Annotated in this window: 18 protein-coding genes; 9 read left to right on the top strand and 9 right to left on the bottom strand. The window is 59.7% G+C overall.

Going from position 1 to position 22665, the window contains the following annotated elements:
* Positions 1-140 precede the first annotated feature (140 nt).
* Positions 141-1625 carry a 2-methylcitrate dehydratase gene (prpD, locus tag AC1DU9_RS18350; protein WP_223462936.1) on the top strand — a complete coding sequence of 495 codons (1485 nt, stop codon included), beginning with the start codon at positions 141-143 and terminating at the stop codon, positions 1623-1625.
* A gap of 63 nt (positions 1626-1688) precedes the next feature.
* On the opposite strand, the gene ppsR is transcribed toward prpD, so the two are convergent.
* Positions 1689-2507: a posphoenolpyruvate synthetase regulatory kinase/phosphorylase PpsR gene (ppsR, locus tag AC1DU9_RS18355; protein ID WP_223462935.1), complete on the bottom strand. Its 819-nt coding sequence runs from the start codon at positions 2505-2507 to the stop codon at positions 1689-1691.
* A 173-nt stretch (positions 2508-2680) separates the two neighbouring features.
* Here ppsR and ppsA point away from each other — a divergent pair, with 173 nt between their 5' ends.
* The 8 genes from ppsA (at position 2681) to AC1DU9_RS18395 (ending at position 10878) form a co-directional block, all read left to right on the top strand.
* Complete coding sequence (ppsA, locus tag AC1DU9_RS18360; RefSeq protein WP_223462934.1) at positions 2681-5056, top strand: phosphoenolpyruvate synthase; 2376 nt, start codon at positions 2681-2683, stop codon at positions 5054-5056.
* Positions 5057-5264: 208 nt separating this feature from the next.
* A complete protein-coding gene (locus AC1DU9_RS18365; RefSeq protein ID WP_477810583.1) occupies positions 5265-6254 on the top strand; it encodes an alpha/beta fold hydrolase in 990 nt (329 codons plus the stop codon).
* Positions 6255-6394: 140 nt separating this feature from the next.
* On the top strand, positions 6395-6883 hold the full coding sequence (rraA, locus tag AC1DU9_RS18370) for a ribonuclease E activity regulator RraA (RefSeq protein ID WP_477810594.1): 489 nt from the start codon (positions 6395-6397) through the stop codon (positions 6881-6883).
* A 26-nt stretch (positions 6884-6909) separates the two neighbouring features.
* Positions 6910-7905, top strand: a complete 996-nt coding sequence (locus AC1DU9_RS18375) for a zinc transporter ZntB (protein WP_477810584.1) — start codon at positions 6910-6912, stop codon at positions 7903-7905.
* Positions 7906-7967: 62 nt separating this feature from the next.
* Entirely contained in the window at positions 7968-8216 is a 249-nt protein-coding gene (locus tag AC1DU9_RS18380; RefSeq protein WP_223454991.1) for a CrfX protein, read from the top strand.
* Positions 8217-8218: 2 nt separating this feature from the next.
* Positions 8219-9043 carry a mechanosensitive ion channel family protein gene (locus AC1DU9_RS18385; protein ID WP_007996721.1) on the top strand — a complete coding sequence of 275 codons (825 nt, stop codon included), beginning with the start codon at positions 8219-8221 and terminating at the stop codon, positions 9041-9043.
* 90 nt (positions 9044-9133) lie between these two features.
* Entirely contained in the window at positions 9134-9724 is a 591-nt protein-coding gene (sigX, locus tag AC1DU9_RS18390; protein WP_081501652.1) for an RNA polymerase sigma factor SigX, read from the top strand.
* Between the two features lie 107 nt (positions 9725-9831).
* Complete coding sequence (locus AC1DU9_RS18395; RefSeq protein WP_223462931.1) at positions 9832-10878, top strand: OmpA family protein; 1047 nt, start codon at positions 9832-9834, stop codon at positions 10876-10878.
* A 75-nt stretch (positions 10879-10953) separates the two neighbouring features.
* Here AC1DU9_RS18395 and cobA read toward each other — a convergent pair whose 3' ends face one another.
* The 8 genes from cobA to AC1DU9_RS18435 all read right to left on the bottom strand — a co-directional run bounded on the left by cobA (position 10954) and on the right by AC1DU9_RS18435 (position 22553).
* A complete protein-coding gene (cobA, locus tag AC1DU9_RS18400) occupies positions 10954-11739 on the bottom strand; it encodes a uroporphyrinogen-III C-methyltransferase (protein ID WP_223462930.1) in 786 nt (261 codons plus the stop codon).
* A gap of 10 nt (positions 11740-11749) precedes the next feature.
* Positions 11750-14467, bottom strand: coding sequence for a nitrate reductase (locus AC1DU9_RS18405; protein WP_223462929.1), 2718 nt, complete (start codon positions 14465-14467; stop codon positions 11750-11752).
* On the bottom strand, positions 14467-14784 hold the full coding sequence (gene nirD / locus AC1DU9_RS18410) for a nitrite reductase small subunit NirD (RefSeq protein ID WP_223462928.1): 318 nt from the start codon (positions 14782-14784) through the stop codon (positions 14467-14469). The genes AC1DU9_RS18405 and nirD overlap by 1 nt, the downstream gene beginning before the upstream one ends.
* Complete coding sequence (nirB, locus tag AC1DU9_RS18415; RefSeq protein ID WP_477810585.1) at positions 14781-17234, bottom strand: nitrite reductase large subunit NirB; 2454 nt, start codon at positions 17232-17234, stop codon at positions 14781-14783. The genes nirD and nirB overlap by 4 nt, the downstream gene beginning before the upstream one ends.
* Positions 17235-17524: 290 nt before the next feature.
* Complete coding sequence (locus AC1DU9_RS18420; RefSeq protein WP_477810586.1) at positions 17525-19192, bottom strand: bifunctional protein-serine/threonine kinase/phosphatase; 1668 nt, start codon at positions 19190-19192, stop codon at positions 17525-17527.
* 7 nt (positions 19193-19199) lie between these two features.
* A complete protein-coding gene (locus AC1DU9_RS18425; RefSeq protein WP_223462925.1) occupies positions 19200-20411 on the bottom strand; it encodes a nitrate/nitrite transporter in 1212 nt (403 codons plus the stop codon).
* 339 nt (positions 20412-20750) lie between these two features.
* The gene (locus AC1DU9_RS18430) at positions 20751-21326 is read right to left on the bottom strand and encodes an ANTAR domain-containing response regulator (protein WP_108218906.1); all 576 of its coding nucleotides are present in this window, start codon (positions 21324-21326) and stop codon (positions 20751-20753) included.
* Between the two features lie 15 nt (positions 21327-21341).
* On the bottom strand, positions 21342-22553 hold the full coding sequence (locus AC1DU9_RS18435) for a CmpA/NrtA family ABC transporter substrate-binding protein (protein ID WP_223462924.1): 1212 nt from the start codon (positions 22551-22553) through the stop codon (positions 21342-21344).
* Positions 22554-22665 lie beyond the last annotated feature (112 nt).

The raw sequence follows: 22665 nt of genomic DNA on the forward strand, positions 1-22665 counted from the left end.
ATGTGCATGTGCCGACGTCATCGCGAGCAAGCTCGCTCCCACAGGGAACTGTATTTCGATAATAAGAAACTGGTCACCGACTGAGATTGGTCCCTGAACCGAGGTCCCATCAACGACCCGCTTCATAGAGTGAATCGAACATGAGTGCCAACGTCGACCTGAACAACCGTCCCGACTACGACAAGGTCCTGCAGGACATTGCCGATTATGTGTTGAACTACAAAGTCGAGTCCAAAGAAGCGCTGGACACCGCGCGCAACTGCCTGATCGATACCTTGGGTTGCGGCCTGCTGGCCCTGCGTTTTCCCGAATGCACCAAACACCTGGGACCTGTGGTCGAAGGCACCGTCGTACCGTTTGGCGCCCGTGTGCCGGGCACCAGTTACCGGCTCGATCCGGTGAAGGCGGCCTGGGACATCGGCTGCATCGTGCGCTGGCTCGACTACAACGACACCTGGCTCGCCGCCGAGTGGGGGCATCCGTCGGATAACCTCGGCGGCATTCTCGCGGTGGCTGACCATTTTTCACAAAAACGCCTGGCCAATGGCGAGGTGCCGCTGACCGTTCGCACGGTGCTTGAATCGATGATCATGGCCCACGAGATTCAAGGCGTGATCGCCCTTGAGAATTCGTTCAACCGCGTCGGCCTCGATCACGTGATTCTGGTGAAAGTCGCCTCGACCGCGGTCACCGCCAAACTCATGGGCGCCAATCGCGAGCAGTTGTTGTCGGCGTTGTCCCACGCCTTTGCTGACGGCCAGGCCTTGCGCACGTACCGGCATGCGCCGAATGCCGGCTCGCGCAAGTCCTGGGCGGCGGGCGATGCGTCCAGTCGTGGCGTGCGCCTGGCGGATATTGCGATGCGTGGCGAGATGGGTATTCCCGGCGTGTTGAGTGCCAAACAGTGGGGCTTTTACGACGTACTGTTCAGCCACACCAACAATGACCTGGCGCTCAAGCCTGAAGACAAACGTGCATTCGGTTTTTCGCGACCGTACGGCAGTTATGTGATGGAAAACGTGCTGTTCAAGATCAGTTTTCCGGCCGAGTTCCATGCGCAAACGGCCTGCGAAGCGGCGGTGACCTTGCATCCGCAAGTACGTAATCGCCTGCACGAAATCGACAGGATTGTCATCACCACCCATGAATCGGCGATTCGCATCATTTCCAAAGTCGGTCCATTGGCAAACGCCGCTGACCGCGATCACTGCATCCAGTACATGACCGCCGTGCCGCTGGCCTTCGGCAATCTGGTGGCGGAGCACTACGAGGACGATTTCCACAGGGCGCATCCAATCATCGATGTGCTGCGCGACAAGATGGTTATCGTCGAGGAACCACGATACACCCGTGAATATCTGGAGGCCGACAAGCGCTCCATTGCCAATGCGGTGCAGGTGTTTTTCAAGGATGGGTCCAGCACTGATAACGTCGTGGTGGAGTACCCGATCGGGCATCGGCGGCGCCGGGCTGAAGGTATCCCGTTGCTGGAGGACAAGTTCAAGGCGAATTTACTGACACGATTCACCGGTCAGCGTAGCGAGGAGATTTTTGCGTTGTGCAATGATCAGGAGAAGCTTGAGGCGACAGCGGTGAACCGGTTTGTGGATTTGTTTGTCATTTAGTTAAACCGCGTCATCGTTCATCGCGGGCAAGCCCGCGATGGCAATAGATCAGGCGCTACAGAGTTATTTGAACCGCCGCTCCACACCTTTCTCCACAAGAATCTTCGCCGAGATTTCTTCTACAGAGAAATGCGTGGAGTTGATGTGCGGGATGTTTGCGCGGCGGAACAGGTTCTCGACCTCGCGCACTTCGAACTCGCACTGGGCGTAGCTCGAATAGCGGCTGTTGGGCTTGCGCTCGTTGCGGATCGCGGTGAGGCGGTCCGGGTCGATGGTCAGGCCGAACAGCTTGTGCTGGTGGGCGCGCAGGGCGTTTGGCAGTTGCAGGCGTTCCATGTCGTCTTCGGTCAGCGGGTAGTTGGCTGCGCGGATACCGAATTGCATCGCCATGTACAGGCACGTCGGCGTCTTACCACATCGCGACACGCCCACTAGTATCAGGTCGGCCTTGTCGTAATAGTGCGTGCGGGCGCCATCGTCGTTGTCGAGGGCGAAGTTCACCGCTTCGATACGCTCCATGTAATTGGTATTGGAGCCGATGGAGTGGGATTTGCCCACGGTGTAGGAAGAATGCTCGGTCAGTTCCTGTTCAAGCGGTGCCAGGAACGTCGAGAATATGTCGATCATGAAACCATTCGAGGTTGCGAGAATCTCACGAATGTCCTGATTGACGATGGTGTCGAAGATAATCGGCCGGAAACCGTCGGTTTCAGCGGCTTTGTTGATTTGTTGTACCATGGCCCGCGCTTTGTCCACGTTGTCGATATACGGCCGCGTGACTTTGCTGAAGGTAATGTTTTCGAACTGCGCCAGAAGGCTTTGACCCAGGGTTTCGGCGGTAATGCCGGTACCATCGGAGATAAAGAAAGCAGATCGTTTCATTTGCACCTTGGGCCTTAAGCTAGTGACGAATCTTGGATATGATAGGCGCGATTTGTCGGCCACCGTTGGCCCGCATTCTCACTTATTTTCCAGGTCCAGGCCATATAGCCGGCAAACGCTCCCCCGAGCAGCCGGTTTTGAGCTTTTCCAACACAGTTAGTGGAGAGATCACCTTGGTAGAGTACGTAGTTTCCCTCGATAAGCTCGGCGTCCATGATGTAGAGCATGTGGGGGGCAAGAACGCATCCCTCGGCGAGATGATCAGCAATCTGGCAGGTGCCGGTGTATCGGTGCCCGGTGGCTTCGCCACGACCGCTCAGGCTTATCGTGATTTCCTGGAGTTGAGCGGCCTGAACCAGCAGATTCATGACGCCCTCGATGCCCTGGACGTCGATGACGTGAATGCCCTGGCCAAGACTGGTGCCCAGATCCGCCAGTGGATCATGGAAGCCGAGTTCCCTGAAAAACTGAATGCCGAAATTCGTACCGCGTTCGCCACGCTGTCCGCCGGCAACCCTGACATGGCCGTGGCCGTGCGCTCTTCCGCCACCGCCGAAGACTTGCCGGACGCTTCCTTCGCCGGCCAGCAGGAAACCTTCCTGAACATCCGTGGTGTCGAAAACGTCATTCGCGCCGCCAAAGAGGTGTTCGCCTCGCTGTTCAACGACCGCGCCATTTCCTATCGCGTGCACCAGGGCTTCGACCACAAGCTGGTTGCCCTGTCTGCTGGCGTGCAGCGCATGGTCCGTTCCGAAACCGGCACCGCCGGCGTGATGTTCACCCTCGATACCGAATCGGGCTTCCGCGACGTAGTGTTCATCACCGGCGCCTACGGCCTGGGTGAAACCGTCGTACAAGGCGCGGTGAACCCGGATGAGTTCTACGTCCACAAGGGCACGCTGGCGGCCGGTCGTCCGGCCATCCTGCGCCGTAACCTGGGCAGCAAGGCCATCAAGATGATCTACGGCGACGAAGCCAAGGCCGGTCGTTCGGTCAAGACCGTCGACGTGGACAAGGCCGAACGCGCACGTTTCTGCCTGACCGACGCCGAAGTCAGCGAGCTGGCCAAGCAGGCGATGATCATCGAGAAGCACTACAAGTGCCCGATGGACATCGAGTGGGCCAAGGACGGTGACGACGGCAAGCTGTACATCGTGCAGGCCCGTCCGGAAACCGTGAAGAGCCGCACCCAGGCCAACGTCATGGAACGTTACCTGTTGAAAGAAACCGGCACCGTGCTGGTGGAAGGCCGCGCCATTGGCCAGCGCATCGGCGCTGGCAAGGTCCGCATCATCAAGGACGTGTCCGAGATGGACAAGGTCCAGCCAGGCGACGTACTGGTGTCCGACATGACCGACCCGGACTGGGAACCGGTCATGAAGCGCGCCAGCGCGATCGTCACCAACCGTGGCGGCCGTACTTGCCACGCGGCGATCATCGCCCGTGAGCTGGGTATCCCGGCTGTAGTGGGTTGCGGCAATGCCACCCAGCTGTTGAAAGACGGCCAGGGCGTGACCGTTTCCTGTGCTGAAGGCGACACCGGTTTCATCTTCGAAGGCGAACTGGGCTTCGACATCAAGAAGAACTCCGTGGACGCCATGCCTGAGCTGCCGTTCAAGATCATGATGAACGTCGGCAACCCGGACCGCGCCTTCGACTTCGCGCAACTGCCGAACGCCGGTGTGGGCCTGGCCCGCCTGGAGTTCATCATCAACCGCATGATCGGCGTGCACCCCAAGGCACTGCTGAACTACGACGGCCTGCCGCTGGACATCAAGGAAAGCGTCGACAAGCGCATCGCCGGTTACAACGATCCAGTCGGCTTCTATGTCGAGAAACTGGTCGAAGGCATCAGCACCCTGGCCGCGGCGTTCTGGCCGAAAAAGGTCATCGTGCGTCTGTCGGACTTCAAGTCCAACGAATACGCGAACCTGATCGGCGGCAAGCTCTACGAGCCGGAAGAAGAGAACCCGATGCTGGGCTTCCGCGGTGCGTCGCGTTACATCAGCGAATCGTTCCGTGACTGCTTCGAACTCGAATGCCGCGCTCTGAAGCGTGTGCGCAACGAGATGGGCCTGACCAACGTCGAAATCATGGTGCCGTTCGTCCGTACCCTGGGCGAAGCGAGCCAGGTGGTCGATTTGCTGGCGGAAAACGGCCTGGCCCGCGGCGAAAACGGTCTGCGTGTGATCATGATGTGCGAACTGCCGTCCAACGCCATCCTGGCTGAAGAATTCCTCGAGTTCTTCGACGGCTTCTCCATCGGCTCCAACGACCTGACCCAGTTGACCCTGGGCCTGGACCGTGACTCCGGGATCATTGCGCACCTGTTCGATGAGCGTAACCCGGCGGTCAAGAAGCTGTTGGCCAACGCCATTGCCGCGTGCAACAAGGCCGGCAAATACATCGGCATCTGTGGTCAGGGCCCTTCGGACCACCCGGACCTGGCCAAGTGGCTGATGGAGCAGGGCATTGAAAGCGTTTCGTTGAACCCGGATTCCGTGCTGGAAACCTGGTTCTTCCTGGCCGAGGGTCAGGCGCAGGCTTGATCCTGTAGGAGCGACGGTGCGGCGATCTGACCTGCTCGCGATGGACTGCAGAACGCCGCGTTTTTTCAGCATGAACGCGTCATCGTTGGCGACCATCGCGAGCAGGCTCGCTCCTACAATGATTGGCAGCGTGGTCGGTGAACGCTGCCTTTAAGATTCAAGCAGGGCGGGCTCCATCTGGATGCCGCCCTTTTTTGTGCAAGAGATTATGCAAAGCAGCAGCAACCTATTTCCTGTCGCTCTGATCAGCGCCGAACGGCGCGGTGATCTGAGCGAAGATGTGTATCGTTTGAAACCCGGTAACAGCCCCGACTTCACCGTCGAACTGGCTGTGACGCGCCTTGGTATGGCCGATGAGTCGTCCTCCCGTGGCGTGCCGGTGATCCTGCTGCACGGCAGCTTTTCCAATCGCCGGTTCTGGTTTTCTCCCAAGGGCCTGGGATTGGGCGCTTATCTGGCCCGACTGGGGTTCGACGTCTGGATTCCGGAAATGCGCGGTCACGGCTTGTCCCAGCGTAACCACGACTACCGCAAGAATCGTGTCGCCGACTACGCTCGCTATGATCTGCCGGCCATAGGTGCATTTGTCCGTGAGCAGAGCGGGCAGGTGCCGCACTGGATCGGTCACTCGCTGGGCGGTACTACCCTGGCCGCAGCGCTGGGTGGCGAGTACATCGGAGAGCCGGTGGTGGCTTCCGCGGCGTTTTTCGGCACCCAGGTGAGCCGCACCTACTGGCCATTGAAGATTCCACCAGTGGAGTGGAGCGGTCGCTTCATTCTCAAGCGTTTTGCCCAGTTGTCGGGCTCAAGGCTCAAGCGCGGCCCGGAGGACGAGCCCATCGGCCTGGCCCTGGAAAGCATGCGCTGGTTCGGCTTGTTCGGGCGCTTCGGCGATGCCGACAAGGACTGGTGGAAAGGCCTGGCCGAGGTCAAGTTACCCGTATTGGCGGTCAGTGCCGCGGGTGATCATCRGGACCCGGCCTGGGCGTGTCGCAAACTGTTCGAGCAGTTTGGTTCCGAGCACAAGCAATTCATCAATCTGGGGCGCGAGCAGGGCTTCGGCGACAATTTCGGTCACGTGGAAATGCTTGTCAGCAAGGCGGCCCAGGCTGAAGTCTGGCCTTTGGTGACTCGCTGGCTGGCCGATCAGCAGACACCTTTGCCGGGAGCGCAACAGGATTTTGCCGCGGCAATCTGAGGCTGACGCTCTAACAAGGGCATTTCGCTCTGATCGGCTTGCGGCTAAGATATGACGCATTGAGCTGTTCTGGTCACTTTCCGTGGCTGAGTCATCACCGATGTTCGTGCTGTCTTCCTCTTTACAGGAGTTTCTCGATGATCCATTACCTCACGCCCGACCTGTGCGACGCCTATCCGGAACTGGTGCAGGTGCTGGAACCGATGTTCAGCAATTTTGGCGGCCGTGATTCCTTCGGCGGCGAAATCGTGACCATCAAGTGCTTCGAAGACAACTCGCGGGTCAAGGAGCAGGTCGAGCTCAAGGGAAATGGCAAAGTGCTGGTGGTAGACGGTGGCGGTTCCCTGCGTCATGCGTTGCTGGGTGACATGCTGGCCGAGAAAGCCGCGAAAAACGGTTGGGAAGGGCTGGTGATCAACGGTTGCATCCGCGACGTCGATATCATCGCGCAGACCGATCTGGGCGTTCAGRCCCTCGCCAGCCACCCGAGGAAATCCGACAGGCGCGGGCTCGGCGATCTCAACGTTGCCGTGACCTTCGCCGGCGTGACATTCCATCCGGGCCATTACATCTATGCGGACAACAACGGCGTGATCATCTCGCCCAGCCCGCTGAAAATGCCTGAATAAAGCGCTGGTCGACCAAAGGAGTGCGGATGTTCGAGGAAGAAAACGCGCAATGGGGGCTGGTACATGCCCTGGTGCTGGACGGTAAAGGCGGTGCGCGTTCGATAGCCCGGACAGAACTCGATGACTTGCAACTGCAGGCCCATGAAAGCCTGTGGCTGCACTGGGATCGCAGTCATCCGCAAACCCGGACCTGGTTACGCAAATCCAGCGGTCTGAGCGAATTCAGTTGTGACTTGCTACTCGAAGAAAACACCCGTCCGCGACTTTTACAGCTTTCAGACAGCGAACTGCTGCTATTTTTGCGCGGGGTCAATCTGAACCCCGGTGCCGAGCCTGAAGACATGGTGTCGGTGCGGATCTTCGGCTCTGCCCAGCGCGTCATTTCCCTGCGTCTGCGTCCGTTGCGGGCCACTGACGAGCTGCTGGTGCAGTTGGCCGAAGGCAAAGGTCCGAAAACAGCCTCCGAACTCATCCTGTGCATGGCGCAGTACCTCACCAACAAGGTGCAGGATCTGGTCAGCTGTCTCTCGGAAGTGGTCGATGAGGAAGAAGAAAAACTGGATGCCGACGAACGGTATACTCCTGAGCACGGATCGGTTTTGCAGATTCGTCGCCGGGCGGCTGCGTTGAAGCGCTTTCTTGCTCCGCAGCGGGATATTTTCGGGCAGTTGACGCGAATCAAGTTGCCCTGGTTCGTCGAGGACGATGGTGATTACTGGAACGAATTGAACAACAGCCTGACCCGCTACCTCGAAGAGCTGGAATTGACCCGGGAGCGGGTGGGACTGGTCCTGGAGGCGGAAGATCGCCGGTTGAGCGTGCGCATGAACCGCACGATGTATCGCTTTGGCGTCATCACCGGGATCTTTTTGCCGATGAGTTTTCTGACCGGGCTTTTGGGGATCAACGTCGGTGGAATTCCATTCTCTGCAAGCCCTTATGGCTTTTTGGTCGCCTGCCTGATAATGGTCTCGGTGGCGCTGGGGCAGTGGTGGTTATTCCGACGTTTGCGCTGGGTCTGAGGGAAACCATGTGACCCGACCAAAACTGACYGCGTCTCCCACAGACATCACGAGAGGTGCGTATGCACGATCCGTTTGAACAGTCTTTACGCGACATGCTCAAAGCCTCGCCGTCCACCCGGGACGACGATGCCTGCCTGGGGCGTGTGCTGAAAACCGCCAACCGCCAGGTTGGCGCCGGTGATCTGTTCAGCCTGCTGGGGCGCTGGTTGCCCGCAATGATGATCGCCCTGAATAACGGGTCGGCCCATGTCGCGCCGGTATCCCGTCTTCGTAAACCTGCTGCCCGCACTGCTGATAAGGCTGATTGAATATGGAACTTGATCTCTGGACTCAGAGCCTCGTCACTGCAATGACTGCGTTGTGGACCAAGGTTGCGAACTTCATTCCGAACCTGTTCGGCGCACTGGTTGTGCTGCTGTTGGGTTTTGTCGTGGCCAAACTGCTGGACACCCTGCTCTCCAAGTTGCTCGCCAAACTGGGCCTTGACCGCTTGATGGGCGGCACTGGCCTGACCAAGCTGCTGTCCCGCGCTGGATTGCAGGTTCCTATCTCGACCCTGATCGGCAAGATCGTCTATTGGTTCATTCTGCTTATTTTTCTGGTTTCTGCCGCAGAATCCCTCGGACTTGAGCGGGTTTCAGCTACGCTGGATATGCTTGCGTTGTATCTGCCGAAGGTTTTCGGCGCGGCGCTGGTGTTGCTGGTAGGTGTTTTGCTGGCGCAACTGGCCAACGGGCTGGTGCGTGGAGCGGCAGAAGGCGTGGGCCTGGACTATGCTTCGGGGCTTGGTCGAATTGCTCAGGGCCTGGTGATCATCATCAGTATTTCGGTTGCGATCAGCCAGCTGGAGGTCAAGACTGACCTGCTGAACCATGTGATCGTGATCGTGTTGATAACCGTTGGTCTGGCGGTAGCACTGGCCATGGGATTGGGAAGCCGGGAAATTGCCGGCCAGATTCTTGCGGGAATCTACGTGCGTGAGCTGTACCAGGTTGGGCAACAAGTGCGTGTTGGCGAGGTCGAAGGCCAGATCGAAGAGATCGGCACGGTTAAAACCACATTGCTGACCGATGAGGGTGAGCTAGTCTCTCTTTCCAATCGGATCCTCCTTGAGCAGCATGTGAGTAGCCGCTAACCCGGCAAACTCTGCTAATGTATGCCGCCGCAAAATGCCTGCTGATGCTGGCTGCGGCGGACATTGACCTGACTGTCGGCCCGACTTGTTTTGAATAAAACCCAATCGTTATCCATGCGCTACGACCCCCGCGAGCTCTCTGATGAGGAGTTGGTCGCGCGCTCGCATACCGAACTGTTTCACGTAACACGCGCCTATGAAGAACTGATGCGGCGTTACCAACGAACATTATTTAACGTATGCGCACGATATCTCGGGAACGATCGCGACGCAGACGATGTCTGTCAGGAGGTCATGTTGAAGGTGCTGTATGGCCTGAAGAACTTCGAAGGTAAATCGAAGTTCAAGACGTGGCTATATAGCATCACGTACAACGAGTGCATCACACAATATCGAAAGGAACGGCGAAAGCGTCGCTTGATGGACGCATTGAGTCTTGACCCCCTCGAGGAAGCGTCCGAAGAAAAGGCGCCGAAACCTGAGGAAAAGGGCGGACTTGATCGCTGGTTGGTGTATGTGAACCCGATTGACCGCGAAATTCTGGTGCTACGTTTTGTCGCAGAGCTGGAGTTTCAGGAGATCGCAGACATCATGCACATGGGTTTGAGTGCAACAAAAATGCGGTACAAGCGCGCTCTAGATAAATTACGTGAGAAATTTGCAGGCATTGCTGAAACTTAGTTCAGCGCAAATATCTCTTACGTGCAGGCAAGTTCTGTTAGACTTGCCGCCGAGTTGTCCCCCGGTTTGCGGGACTGCTTCACAATCACCAGATGGGGATTTAACGGATGAAACTGAAAAACACCTTGGGCTTGGCCATTGGTACTCTTATTGCCGCTACTTCGTTCGGCGCACTGGCACAAGGCCAAGGCGCAGTTGAAGGCGAGCTCAACTACGGGAAGAAGTACAACGACAGCGTTAAGAACGTTGAAGACGGCTACACTCCTGGCGCCTCCATCGGTTACTTCTTGACCGACGACGTATCGTTGAACTTGACCTACAACAATGACGACCACACCCGTTCGAACAACGGCACTGGTAATCAGAAAATCGAAGGCGACCAGTTCGGTCTGAACGCTCAGTACCACTTCAACAACGCTGGCGACGCTCTGCGTCCTTACGTTCAAGGTGGCGTTAAGCACGGCAGCATGACCAACGTAGCCGCTGACGGCCACACCGGTCGTGACCAGTCGACTTTCCTGACTGCTGGCGCTGGCGTTAAGTACTACTTCGTTGAAAACGTTTACGCTCGTGCTGGCGTAGAAGCTGACTACAAGCTGGACAACGGCAAGTGGGACTACATCCCGTCCGTAGGTCTGGGTGTGAACTTCGGTGGCGGCAACAAGCCTGCTGCTGCTCCGGTTCCAGCACCAGAAGTCTGCTCCGATAGCGACAACGACGGCGTTTGCGACAACGTTGACAAGTGCCCGGACACCCCAGCCAACGTTACTGTTGACGCTGATGGTTGCCCAGCAGTTGCTGAAGTCGTTCGTGTAGAGCTGGACGTGAAGTTCGACTTCAACAAGTCGGCAGTCAAGCCAAGCAGCTACGCTGACATCAAGAACCTGGCTGACTTCATGAAGCAGTACCCATCCACCACCACTACTGTTGAAGGTCACACTGACAACGTCGGTCCTGACGCTTACAACCAGAAACTGTCCGAGCGTCGTGCAAGCGCCGTTAAGCAAGTTCTGACCAACCAGTACGGTGTTGAATCGTCCCGCGTTCAGTCCGTTGGCTACGGCGAATCCCGCCCGGTTGCTGACAACAAAACTGAAGCTGGTCGTGCTGTTAACCGTCGCGTAGAAGCGCAGGTTGAAGCTCACGCTAAGTAATTAGCTCGCAGCTCCGAGAAAAGCCCGGCTTAGGCCGGGCTTTTCTTTGTCTGCGATTTGGTGAGGAAGGACGCGTCAGGCGCGTTGAAATCCAACATTGATGTCGACGGACAGAACCTCTTCGCGAGCAGGCTCGCTCCCACAGGAGGGGATGGCGTTGGCTGCGACTGCGCCAATCACCAGGATTGCCGGGCTTTTCAACTCGAAAGCACAGGCATCTTCCTCCATTGCCATCAGGCTGCTTCGACACTCTCGTTGATGCGGCAACGATGCGTTTTCAATCATTGCCACCGGCGTATCTGCCGCCATTGCCCCCGCCAGCAGTTGCTCACGGATCTCGCTGAGCTTCGCCACCCCCATGTAGATCACCAGTGTCGTGCCGCCTTGGGCCAGCGCTTGCCAGTTCAGGCTACTGTCATCCTGAGTGTGGGCGGTCACCAGAGTCACCCCTCGTGCCACGCCGCGCAGGGTCAATGGAATATCGCATTGCGTCGCGCCCGCCAGGCCGGCGGTGATGCCATTGACCAGCTCAACCTCGACCCCGCGCTCACGCAACCACTGCGCTTCTTCACCGCCACGCCCGAAGATGCACGGGTCGCCACCCTTGAGGCGCACCACGCATTTGCCCTGACGGGCATAACGCAACATCAGGCGATGGATAAAGGCTTGCGGCGTTGAACGACAGCCGCCGCGCTTGCCCACCGGAATTATCCGCGCGCCGGGACAGTGCTCCAGCACCGCGTCGTTGACCAGATCGTCGATCAGCACTACATCCGCTTCACTCAACGCCCGAACAGCTTTGAGGGTCAGTAATTCAGGATCACCGGGACCTGCACCCACCAGCCAGACTTTTGCGCTCATAGTGTTTTCCTCACGAGATGGCGGCTTGCGACTGCGCGGTGGCGGCCAGCAAACGCTTGATTTCCGGGACGCAGGAGCCGCATTGCGTGCCGCAACCCAATTCTTGTTTCAAACCCGGCAAGTCCAGGCCGCGGCGGATGCCAGCGCAGACCGCGTTTTGGCTGACGTTTTTGCAGTTGCACAGGGTTTTGTTGCCGGTCGCTTCGGCGTCAACCTGGCCCGGTGGGGCACTCAGTGGCGCGAGCAGCCAGCGCCGTAGTTGTTCATCGGTGCGACCTTCGAGCCAAAGGTTTTGCAGCCAGTGCCGGGCGAGGGTTTCACCCGCCAAGCGGATCGCGGTGATCCGGCCGTTCTCGATCCGCACCCGCTTACCGATTGAGCGTCGTGGATCGTCGTAGGCCAGGACCGGTCCATCGTTTAGCCCCAGGCATTGATCGATATCGCGCAGCAGTTGCGGATCTGGCGCCATGGCGCTGGCCGCGCGTATCAGCAGCGCAGGGCGCTCACGGCCGGTCAAACTGACGCTGACGTAGGAAAACGCCTCGCAAAGGGGGCGCAGAGTCTCAAAGTGTTGTTGGACATCGCCCTCTATCAGCGCGAAAAGGTGCCAAGGTAAATGCACCGGTTCCAGGCGCACGCCGCTGTGTTTGAGTTCCGGTTGTTTCGACAACGGGTCGAAGGCGGGCAGGGTGAGGCTGTTCACGCCCCCCTTGAGGAAACGGTCACCAAAATGCATCGGCAAGAAGGCTTGGCCCGGACGCACGCTGTCGTCACTGGCGACCGGTACGATCACCGCGCCGCGTCGGCTTTTCAGGCAGATCAAATCGCCCGTTTGCAGGCGATGCCGGCGCAGCTCATCCGGGTGCAGGCTCAATACGGCTTCACTGACGTGACCGAACAACTGCGCGGCGGTGCCGGTGCGGCTCATGCCGTGCCATTGATCGCGCAGACGACCGGTGATCAGCGTTAGCGGGAAACGCGCATCACGTTGTTCCTTGGCGGCGCGATAGGGATCGGCCACGAACTGCGCGCGTCCGCTGGAAGTCGGGAAAATACCGTCGAGATAGAGGCGGGCGGTGCCTGCGCTGGACCCCGTAGGAAAGGGCCATTGTTGCGGGCCGATTTTGTCGATCAACCCGTGGCTGATCCCGGACAAATCCAGATCGCGGCCACGCGTCAGTTGTTTGTATTCGTCGAAGACCTGTGCCGAGGTTTCAAAGGCAAACAGGCTGGTCGCTTCCAGACGCAGATGTTTCTCCAGGCGCTGCGCGAAATCCACCGTGATCGCCCAGTCCGGACGCGCTTCACCCGGTGCGACGATCGCGCGGCGGACGTGGGAAATACGCCGTTCGGAGTTGGTCACCGTGCCGTCCTTTTCGCCCCAACTGGCGGCGGGCAACAACAGGTCGGCAAACCTGGCGGTTTCAGTGGTGCGAAAAGCCTCCTGCAGGACCACGAACGGGCAGGCTTCCAGTGCCGCGCGCACGGCAGTCTGATCGGGAAGAGATTGCGCGGGGTTGGTGCAGGCGATCCACAAGGCTTTGATCTTTCCGTTGCCCACCTGCTCAAACAACTCGATGGCAGTCAGCCCCGGTTTTTCAGGCAGTTGATCAACGCCCCAGTAAGCGGCCACGTCGGCACGGTGCTCAGGGTTGGCGGCGTCACGATGGCCCGGCAGCAGGTTAGACAGGCTACCGGTTTCCCGCCCACCCATGGCATTCGGCTGGCCGGTCAACGAGAAAGGTCCTGCACCCGGGCGACCAATTTGCCCGGTGGCCAGGTGCAGATTGATCAGTGCACTGTTTTTCGCGCTGCCGGCGGTGGACTGGTTCAACCCCATGCACCACAACGACAGGAAAGACGGTGAAGTACCGACCCATTCAGCGCATTGCTGCAGTTGCTCAACGCTGATTCCGCACAGCTGCGACACCATCTGCGGTGTGTAATCGCGCACCAGTTTCTTCAGATCGGGCAAGCCTTCGGTGTGGTCTTTGATGAAGTCACGATCGATCCAGTCTTCCCACAGCAGCAAATGCAAAATCCCATGGAATAAAGCGACATCGGTGCCCGGCAAGATCGGCAGGTGCAGGTCAGCCAGATCGCAGGTGTCTGTACGACGTGGGTCAATGACGATGACCTTCATCTGCGGTCGGCGGGATTTGGCTTCTTCCAGCCGACGAAACAGTACCGGATGGGCGTAGGCCATGTTGCTGCCCACGATCATCACGCAATCGCTCGATTCCAGGTCTTCGTAGCTGCAGGGCGGCGCGTCGGCACCCAGGCTGCGCTTGTAGCCGACCACCGCCGAGGACATGCACAGCCGCGAATTGCTGTCGATGTTGTTGGTACCCACCAGGGCACGTGCCAGCTTGTTGAAGGCGTAGTAGTCCTCGGTCAACAGTTGCCCGGAAATGTAAAACGCCACGCTGTCCGGGCCATGTTCGGCAATGGTCGCGGCAAAAACGCTGGCGGCGTGATCGAGGGCGGTATCCCAGTCGGTGCGGTGGCGGGCCAGGCCTTTACCGAGGCGCAGCTCGGGGTAAAGCGCCCGCGCGGTCTCGTCGCCGGTCAGGTGCAGGGTCGAGCCCTTGCTGCACAGTTTGCCGAAATTGGCCGGGTGCGCCGGATCGCCGCTGACGCCGAGGATGCGCTCGCCGTCATGCTCGATCAGCACCCCGCAACCGACCCCGCAGTAACAGCAGGTGGACGCGGTGATCTGGCGGTCCATCAGCCTGCATCCCGCAGGGCCAGCAGGACCCGGCCATTTTCCACCCGGGTGCGATGGTGATGGGCGCAGCCGATGTCCGGGGCCAGGGCTTCACCGCTTTGCAGGTCGATTTGCCAGTTGTGCAACGGGCAGGCCACCCGTTTGCCGTAGATCAGGCCTTGGGACAGCGGCCCGCCCTTGTGCGGGCAACGGTCGTCGAGGGCGAACACTTCGTCGTCGCTGGTGCGAAAAATCGCGATGTCACCCTTGGGGCCGGCGACAATCCGCGAGCCCAGGGCATTGATCTCTTCCAGTGCGCAGATATCCAGCCAGTTCATGCCAGCACCTCCAGGTTTTTCACGGGGATGACGTCGAATTCTTTCTTCAGTTGTGGCTGTTCCAGGCGTTCCTTCCACGGGTCCTGTTCGAACGACAGGGAGAATTGCAGGCGAACGTTGAGCGCCTTGCGACGCTCCGGGTCCTCGAGCACGGCTTTCTTGATGTGGTCCATGCCGACCCGTTGCAGGTAGTGCACGGTGCGTTCGAGGTAAAAGGCTTCTTCGCGATACAGTTGCAGGAATGCACCGTTGTATTCGCGGACTTCTTCGGCGGTTTTCAGTTTGACGAAGAATTCCGCGACTTCGGTCTTGATCCCGCCGTTGCCACCGATGTACATCTCCCAGCCGGAGTCCACACCGATGATCCCCACATCCTTGATGCCGGCTTCCGAGCAGTTGCGTGGGCAACCGGAGACCGCCAGTTTTACCTTGTGCGGTGACCACATGTTGAACAGGTCATGTTCCAGCTCGATACCCAGCTGTGTGGAGTTCTGCGTGCCAAAGCGGCAGAACTCGCTGCCGACGCAGGTTTTCACCGTGCGGATGGATTTGCCGTAGGCATGGCCGGACGGCATGTCCAGGTCTTTCCATACCCCCGGCAGGTCTTGCTTGCGGATGCCCAGCAAGTCGATGCGCTGGCCACCGGTGACCTTGACCATCGGCACGTTGTACTTGTCGGCAACATCGGCAATGCGCCGCAGTTCCGAAGGATTGGTCACACCGCCCCACATCCGCGGGACTACAGAGTAAGTGCCGTCTTTCTGAATGTTGGCATGAGCCCTTTCGTTGATCAGGCGCGATTGCGGGTCGTCCCTGGCTTCCCCCGGCCAGGTGGAAATCAGGTAGTAGTTGAGCGCCGGCCGGCAGGTGGCGCAGCCATTGGGGGTGCGCCAGTTCAGGTAGCTCATGGTGCCGGCGATGGTCAGCAAGTGCTGCTCGCGGATGGCCTGACGGATTTGCCCGTGGTTGAGGTCGCTGCAGCCGCAGATGGCCTTTTCGCTTTTTGGTTTGACGTCGGCGGCGCCGCCCACGGTGTTGATCAGGATCTGTTCGACGAGGCCGGCGCAGGAACCGCAGGAGCTGGCGGCCTTGGTGTGTTTCTTGACTTCGTCGACACTGAACAGCCCGTGTTCCTGAATGGCCTTGACGATGGTGCCTTTGCACACGCCGTTGCAGCCGCAGACTTCGGCCGTGTCGGCCATGCTCATGGCTTTGTCCTGGCCCTGATGTCCTACGTCGCCAAGCGCATTTTCACCAAACATCAAGTGATCGCGGATCTCGCCGATGGCGTGATTCTCACGGATCTGCCGGAAGTACCAGCCGCCATCTGCCGTATCGCCGTACAGGCAGGCACCGACCAGCACGTCATCCTTGATCACCAGTTTTTTGTAGACCCTGCCAATCGGGTCGGAGAGGGTGATGGTTTCCGTGCCTTCACCGCCCATGAAGTCGCCGGCGGAAAACAGATCGATGCCGGTGACTTTCAGCTTGGTCGACGTGACCGAGCCTTGATAACGGGCGAAACCCAGTTGAGCGAGGTGATTGGCGCAGACCTTGGCCTGTTCGAACAATGGCGCCACCAAACCATAGGCGATGCCTCGGTGGCTGGCGCACTCACCGATGGCATAGATCCGGGGATCGTAGGTTTGCAGGGTGTCGTTGACCAGAATCCCGCGGTTGCACGGAATGCCGGATTTTTCCGCCAGTTCGGTATTGGGGCGAATGCCGGCAGCCATCACCACCAGGTCAGCGGGGATGATGTCGCCGTTCTTGAATTGCACTGAACCGACGCGGCCGTTGCCTGCGTCGTGCAAGGCCTGGGTCTGCTCACACAGGCGAAAGTGCAGGCCGCGAGACTCCAGGGCGGTTTGCAGCAGCTGGCCGCTGGTCTTGTCCAGTTGCCGCTCGAGCAACCACTCGCCGATATGCACCACGGTGACGTGCATGCCCCGCAGCATCAGGCCGTTGGCGGCTTCCAGACCGAGCAGTCCGCCACCGATCACCACGGCGTGCCGGTGGGTTTTCGCGGTGTCGATCATGGCCTGGGTATCGGCGATGTCGCGGTAGCCGATCACGCCCTCGAGGGTGTTGCCGGGAATGGGCAGGATGAAAGGCGTCGAGCCGGTGGCGATCAGCAGGCGATCGTATTCGGCTTCGCTGCCGTCTTCGGCAATGACCCGGCGCTTGACCCGGTCGATCTCCACCACTTTGCGGTTGAGCAGCAGTTTGATGTTGTTGTCCAGGTACCAGTCCAGGTCGTTGAGCACGATCTCTTCGAAGGTCTGTTCGCCCGCCAGCACCGGCGACAGCAGGATGCGGTTGTAGTTGGTGTGCGGTTCGGCACCGAAGACCGTGATGTCGTACAGCTCTGTGCTCAGTTTGAGCAGTTCTTCCAGGGTCCGGACCCCGGCCATGCCGTTGCCGATCATCACCAGTTTTAGTTTTTTCATCAGGTTCTCCGGGGAGCTCAGGCCTGCCTCATCAGGGTTCAGGCCACGCTCGACAAATTTTGCGCAAACAAAAAAAGGCGTCCCGCTAGTTGCCTAGCGAGGACGCCTTTGTCCTGGTCCCGTTCTCTCGGGAAGTGCAGCCTTCGTCGTTGAAGCCCGCGCTTTATGTCTGTTGAAAGAGGTAATGCAGTGGTTGTGCCAACTCGCTCAGGTCCCGTATTCGTTGGCTTTCTTCCAGTTCACAAGGGCAGAATCGTGAGGGGATGCACCGATTCAAAGCGCGCTGCCCGCTAATGGAGCGCGACCACCAGAAGCGCCAGGTTGAGCAGCAACGATACCAGCGCCAATGTCCGCCAGACTTTCAGCGGCTCGCGCTCCAACAACGGCTTTGGGCGCACATTCAAACTGCGGCGTTCGCCCTGCTCGATCAGTAGTAACCATTCTTCCGCCGTTTCGAAACGCTGTTCGGGGGCCGCCGCCACGGCGCGTTCCAGGCTATGGGCGATCCAGTCCGGCAGGTCGGGCCGGTAGCGGCTGGCGTTGACCGGGAGGCCAAACCGCGGGCGCTGGAACGCTTCGATTTCGCCATAGGGATAGTGCCCGGTGAGCAGGAAATACAAGGTCACACCGACGGCGTACAAGTCCTGCTGTGGCGTTGGCATGTCGCCGCGAAAGGCTTCTGGCGCGATGTAACTGGGTGTACCCGGCAGAGCCCAGGGCAGATCTTGCGAGAGACCGGGGCAATAGGCGAGGCCGAAATCCAGCAGGCGCAACTCACCATCGTCCCCCAGCAACAGGTTTTCCGGTTTGATATCGCGATGCAGAATCTGCCGTCGATGCAACAGGCCGACCGCCCGCAGCAAACGTTCGGCGATGTCCTGCCACTGGGGCAGCGGCAACGGTCCGCTTTGCTCATGCCGTTGGGCCAGGGTAGCGCCCGAATATTCACGCATCACGTAGTACAAATGCTGACGCTGGCTGGCGGCATGCACTTCAGGAAAATGTCGACCGGCCACGCGTTTGAGAAACCACTCTTCCGAGAGTAACGCCTGTCCGGCCTGGTGATCGTCGTGCAGACGTCCCGGCAGGGTTTTCAGCAGCCAGGGTTGGTGCTGACTGTCGCGCACCCGATAAAGCAGCGATTGCTGACTCTGCGCGACGATTCCTTCGACCTGCCAGCCCTCGAACGCCTGACCCGGTTTCAGGGCTGGCGGCAGTGGCCATTGCTGCAAGTGAATCAACGCATCGCCAATGCTCGCTTCACCGAGGGCATCGACTCGCACCAGCAGGGCGCTGGCGTTGTCCTGGCTGCCCGCCAGGTGCGCGGCATTGACCAGGGTTTGCGCGGCGCTGTGCAAATCCGGTTGATCGCGCAGGATCGCCGCAATGGCGGTATCGCCCAGGACCGCCCAGATGCCGTCGCTGAGCAGGACGAAGCTTTCATCTAGGCGCAACTCACCGTCGAGAAAATCCAGCACCAGATGTTGGTCGAGCCCCAGCGCCCGTTTCAGCACATGCTGCATGCCCGGCTGGTCCCAGACGTGATCCTCGCTGATCCGCTGCAATTGGTCGGCGTGCCAGCGATACACCCGGCAATCGCCGACATGGGCCAGGGTGAAACGCCGGCCGCGCAGGACTAGCGCACTGAGGGTGGTCAGCAACGGTTGTCCGCCGCCATTGGCCTGCAACCAGCGGTTCTGCGCCAACAACAGACGATCGAGTGCCTGGGCGACGCCCCAGGTTTCCGGCGTGGCGTAGTAATCCAGCGCCAGGGCCTGCAGCGTCGAACGGGCAGCCAGACCGCCATCGGCGCACTGGCTGACGCCGTCGGCGATGGCGAACAGGTAACCTTTGCTCGCGGCCAGCGCCGGAGCCGGCGTGACCAGGCGCAGGGCATCCTGGTTTTCCTCGCGAGGACCGATGGCGCTGGCTTCGGCGAAACTCAGTTGCAGGCTCATCGAGACCTCAGACCCGCGCAGCCGTCACGGCAGCCGAACCCCAGGTGGTTCTCCAGCGCCGTTTCACACCGTGCAGACCGAACCACGCCAGTACACCGAGGCTGGCGAACAACCACAGCGCCAGTTGATAGCTGCCGGTACTTTGCTTGATCGCGCCCATGCCGGCCGCGAGGGCAAAACCACCGATGCCGCCAGCCATGCCGATCAGACCGGTCATCACGCCGATTTCCCGACGAAAACGCTGTGGCACCAACTGGAATACGGCGCCATTGCCTGCACCCAAACCGAGCATGGTGCAGACAAAAAGCGCCAGTGCGGCGTAGGAATTCGGCAGGTTGAAACCGACCGCGGTAATGCAGATTGCCGCGACGGTGTACATCGCCAACAGGGTTCGAATGCCGCCAAACCGATCAGCCAGCGCGCCGCCCAAGGGGCGCATCAGACTGCCGCCGAACACGCAGGCTGCCGTGTAGTAGCCGGCAGTCACCGGGCTCAAGCCGTACTGGTCGTTGAAGTAACCGGGCAGGGCGCTGGCCAGGCCGATGAAACCGCCAAATGTCACGCTGTAGAAAAACATGAACCACCAGCTGTCACGATCACCCAGGGCTTTGAAGTAGTCGGCCACGGATTTGGCTTTTGGCCGCTCGGGGGCGTTTTTGGCCAGCCAGGCGAAGACGATCAAGGTCAGAATCAGCGGGATCAGGGCGAACCCGAACACGTTGCTCCAGCCAAACGCCGCCGCCAGCACCGGGGCGATCAACGCAGCGAACACCGTACCCGAGTTCCCCGCGCCGGCGATGCCCATGGCCTTGCCTTGATGCTGCGGCGGATACCACTGCGATGCCAAGGGCAGGGCGACGGCGAAAGACGCGCCGGCCATGCCGAGGAACAGCCCCAGCAGTAGCGCTTGCTCGTAGCTGTGGATACCGAGCTTCCAGGCGCCGAACAATGCGCAGATCACGATGACCTGACCGATCAGGCCGGCAGTTTTTGGCGACAGGCGATCAGCCAGCATCCCCATCACGAAACGCAAGACCGCCCCGGCCAGAATCGGCGTGGCGACCACCAGCCCGCGTTGCTGCGTCGTCAGGTGCAGGTCGGCGGCGATCTGTACCGCCAACGGACCGAGCAGGTACCAGACCATGAAGCTCAGGTCGAAATAGAGGAAGGCTGCGAACAATGTGGGTGTATGGCCGGATTTCCAGAAGCTTGAATTCATCGCGCACCTCAGCTGTGAAGAGTCTCGAAAGGAGTCATGAGCTTGCAGGTGGGGCGCCGTTACGGCCGCACCACCGGCCCCGTGCTGTGGGGCCAAAACGAAAAAACGCCGCCACCCGATTCGCCAAGGGCAAATGAGGTGCGCGACGTCTTTGTCGTAGGTGGGGCAACCGCCGTTGGTTACCTGTGGTGATTACATAGCGAGATCTGTGCCAACACTCGAAATCGAGTCGTGGCCAATCGCGGGCTTGCCTGCTCCCACAAGGGAATGACGTCGAACACAATTCCCCTGTGGGAGCGAGCTTGCTCGCGATGGCGGCTGGACAGGCGCTACAGGACTTCAGCCGAGCAACTCGCTCATGGCAATAATCTGCTCCGCCACTTGAATCAGCTTCTGCTGACGGCTCATCGCCTGGCGGCGCATCAGGGTGTAGGCCTCTTCTTCGTTGCAGTCCTTCATTTTCATCAGCAGCCCTTTGGCCAGTTCGATGCGCTTGCGCTCGGCCAGTTGCTGGTCGCGGGCCTGCAACTGGGCACGCAAGGCCTGATCGCTTTCGAAGCGTGCCATGGCCACATCGAGAATCGGCTGCAGGCGTTGTGCGTGAATGCCTTCGACGATGTAGGCACTGACCCCGGACTTGATCGCCTGTCGCATCACACCGGGGTCGTGTTCGTCGGTGAACATCACAATCGGTCGTGGCTGGTCACGAGTCACCAGCACCACTTGTTCCATGACATCGCGACCCGGTGACTCGGTATCGATCAGAATCACATCCGGACGCACCGTTTCGACGCGTTCGGGCAGGTCGATGGTCAGGCCGGATTCATCGATCACTTCGAATCCGGCCTCGGTCAGGGCGGCCTTCAGGCGTCCGACTTTTTTCGCGGTGTCGTTGATCAGCAGGATACGCAGCATGGTCGTGGTCTCCTGTCAGCGGCTGGCGGATCGATGGGAGCTGTCGCTCATGGCGTGCAGTTTGAAACTGCGGGCATAACCGGTCGGGTCCGAGCCGTCCCAGATTTTGCCGTCGATCAACTGGCTGCTGCGCATTTCCTCGGCTGGTGAGGCGACGCCGACGGCACTGGCGGCCTCACGGTACAGGTCCAGTTGCTGGACCTGCCGGGCCACCGCGAGATAGTCCGGGTCATCGCGCAACAAGCCCCAGCGGCGGAACTGGGTCATGAACCACATGCCGTCGGACAGGTACGGCAGGTTGACCTCGCCATCCCCGTGCAAGCGCAGCGCATGCGGGTCTTGCCAGCGGTGGCCAAGGCCGTCGGCGTATTCACCCAGCAGGCGCGGTTCGATACAGTCCAGTGGCGCGTCAAGGTACTGATCGGCGCTGAGCAATTGTGCGGTACTGCGACGATTCTCGGTGCTTTCTTCGATGAAGCGGCTGGCCTCCAGAACCGCCATCACCAATGCCCGGGCGGTATTGGGGTATTGCTCGACGAACGCGTGGGTGCAGCCCAGGACTTTTTCCGGATGATCGGGCCAAATGGTCTGGGACGTGGCCAGGGTGAAGCCGAGGTCCTGTTGCACGGCACTGGCGGACCAGGGTTCGCCGACGCAGAACCCGTCGATACGTCCGGCTCGCAGGTGCGCGACCATTTGCGGTGGCGGCACCACCACGCTGTCGACATCCTGCAATGGGTGAATGCCCTGGCTGGCGAGCCAGTAATACAACCACATGGCGTGGGTGCCGGTTGGAAACGTCTGGGCGAAGGTGAGTTTTGAGCGAGTTTGGTGCACGTGCCGATCCAGTGCTTCAGGACTGGTCACTCCAAGCGCCTGCAAGCCTCCGGAAAGATTGATGCTCTGGCCGTTCTGATTCAGGCCCATCAGTACGGCCATGTCGGTCGCGGCCACGCCACCGATGCCCAGGTGTACGGCGTAAATCAGTCCGTAGAGGCTGTGGGCTGCATCGAGTTCGCCGCTGACCAGTTTGTCCCGCAGGTTGGCCCAGGACGACTGGCGCTTGAGATTCAGGGTCAAGCCGTGGGGTTGGGCGAAGCCCTGGGTGGCGGCGACCACCACCGAGGCGCAGTCGCTCAGGGCCATGAAGCCGAGATTGATTTCGGTTTTTTCCGGGGCATCGCTGCCATTGACCCAGGCCAAAGGGCCGGCTGACGGTTCGTTCATCGCGTGTTCACCTTGCAAAAAAAACGTCGTCCCGAGTCCTTGCATGAGCAGGCCGTGGACGACGCCATTGTCTTTGCACACATTCCGTCGTCGGCATGAGTGCTGGTACCTG

This window comes from Pseudomonas sp. P4_C1 (genome assembly GCF_056402155.1).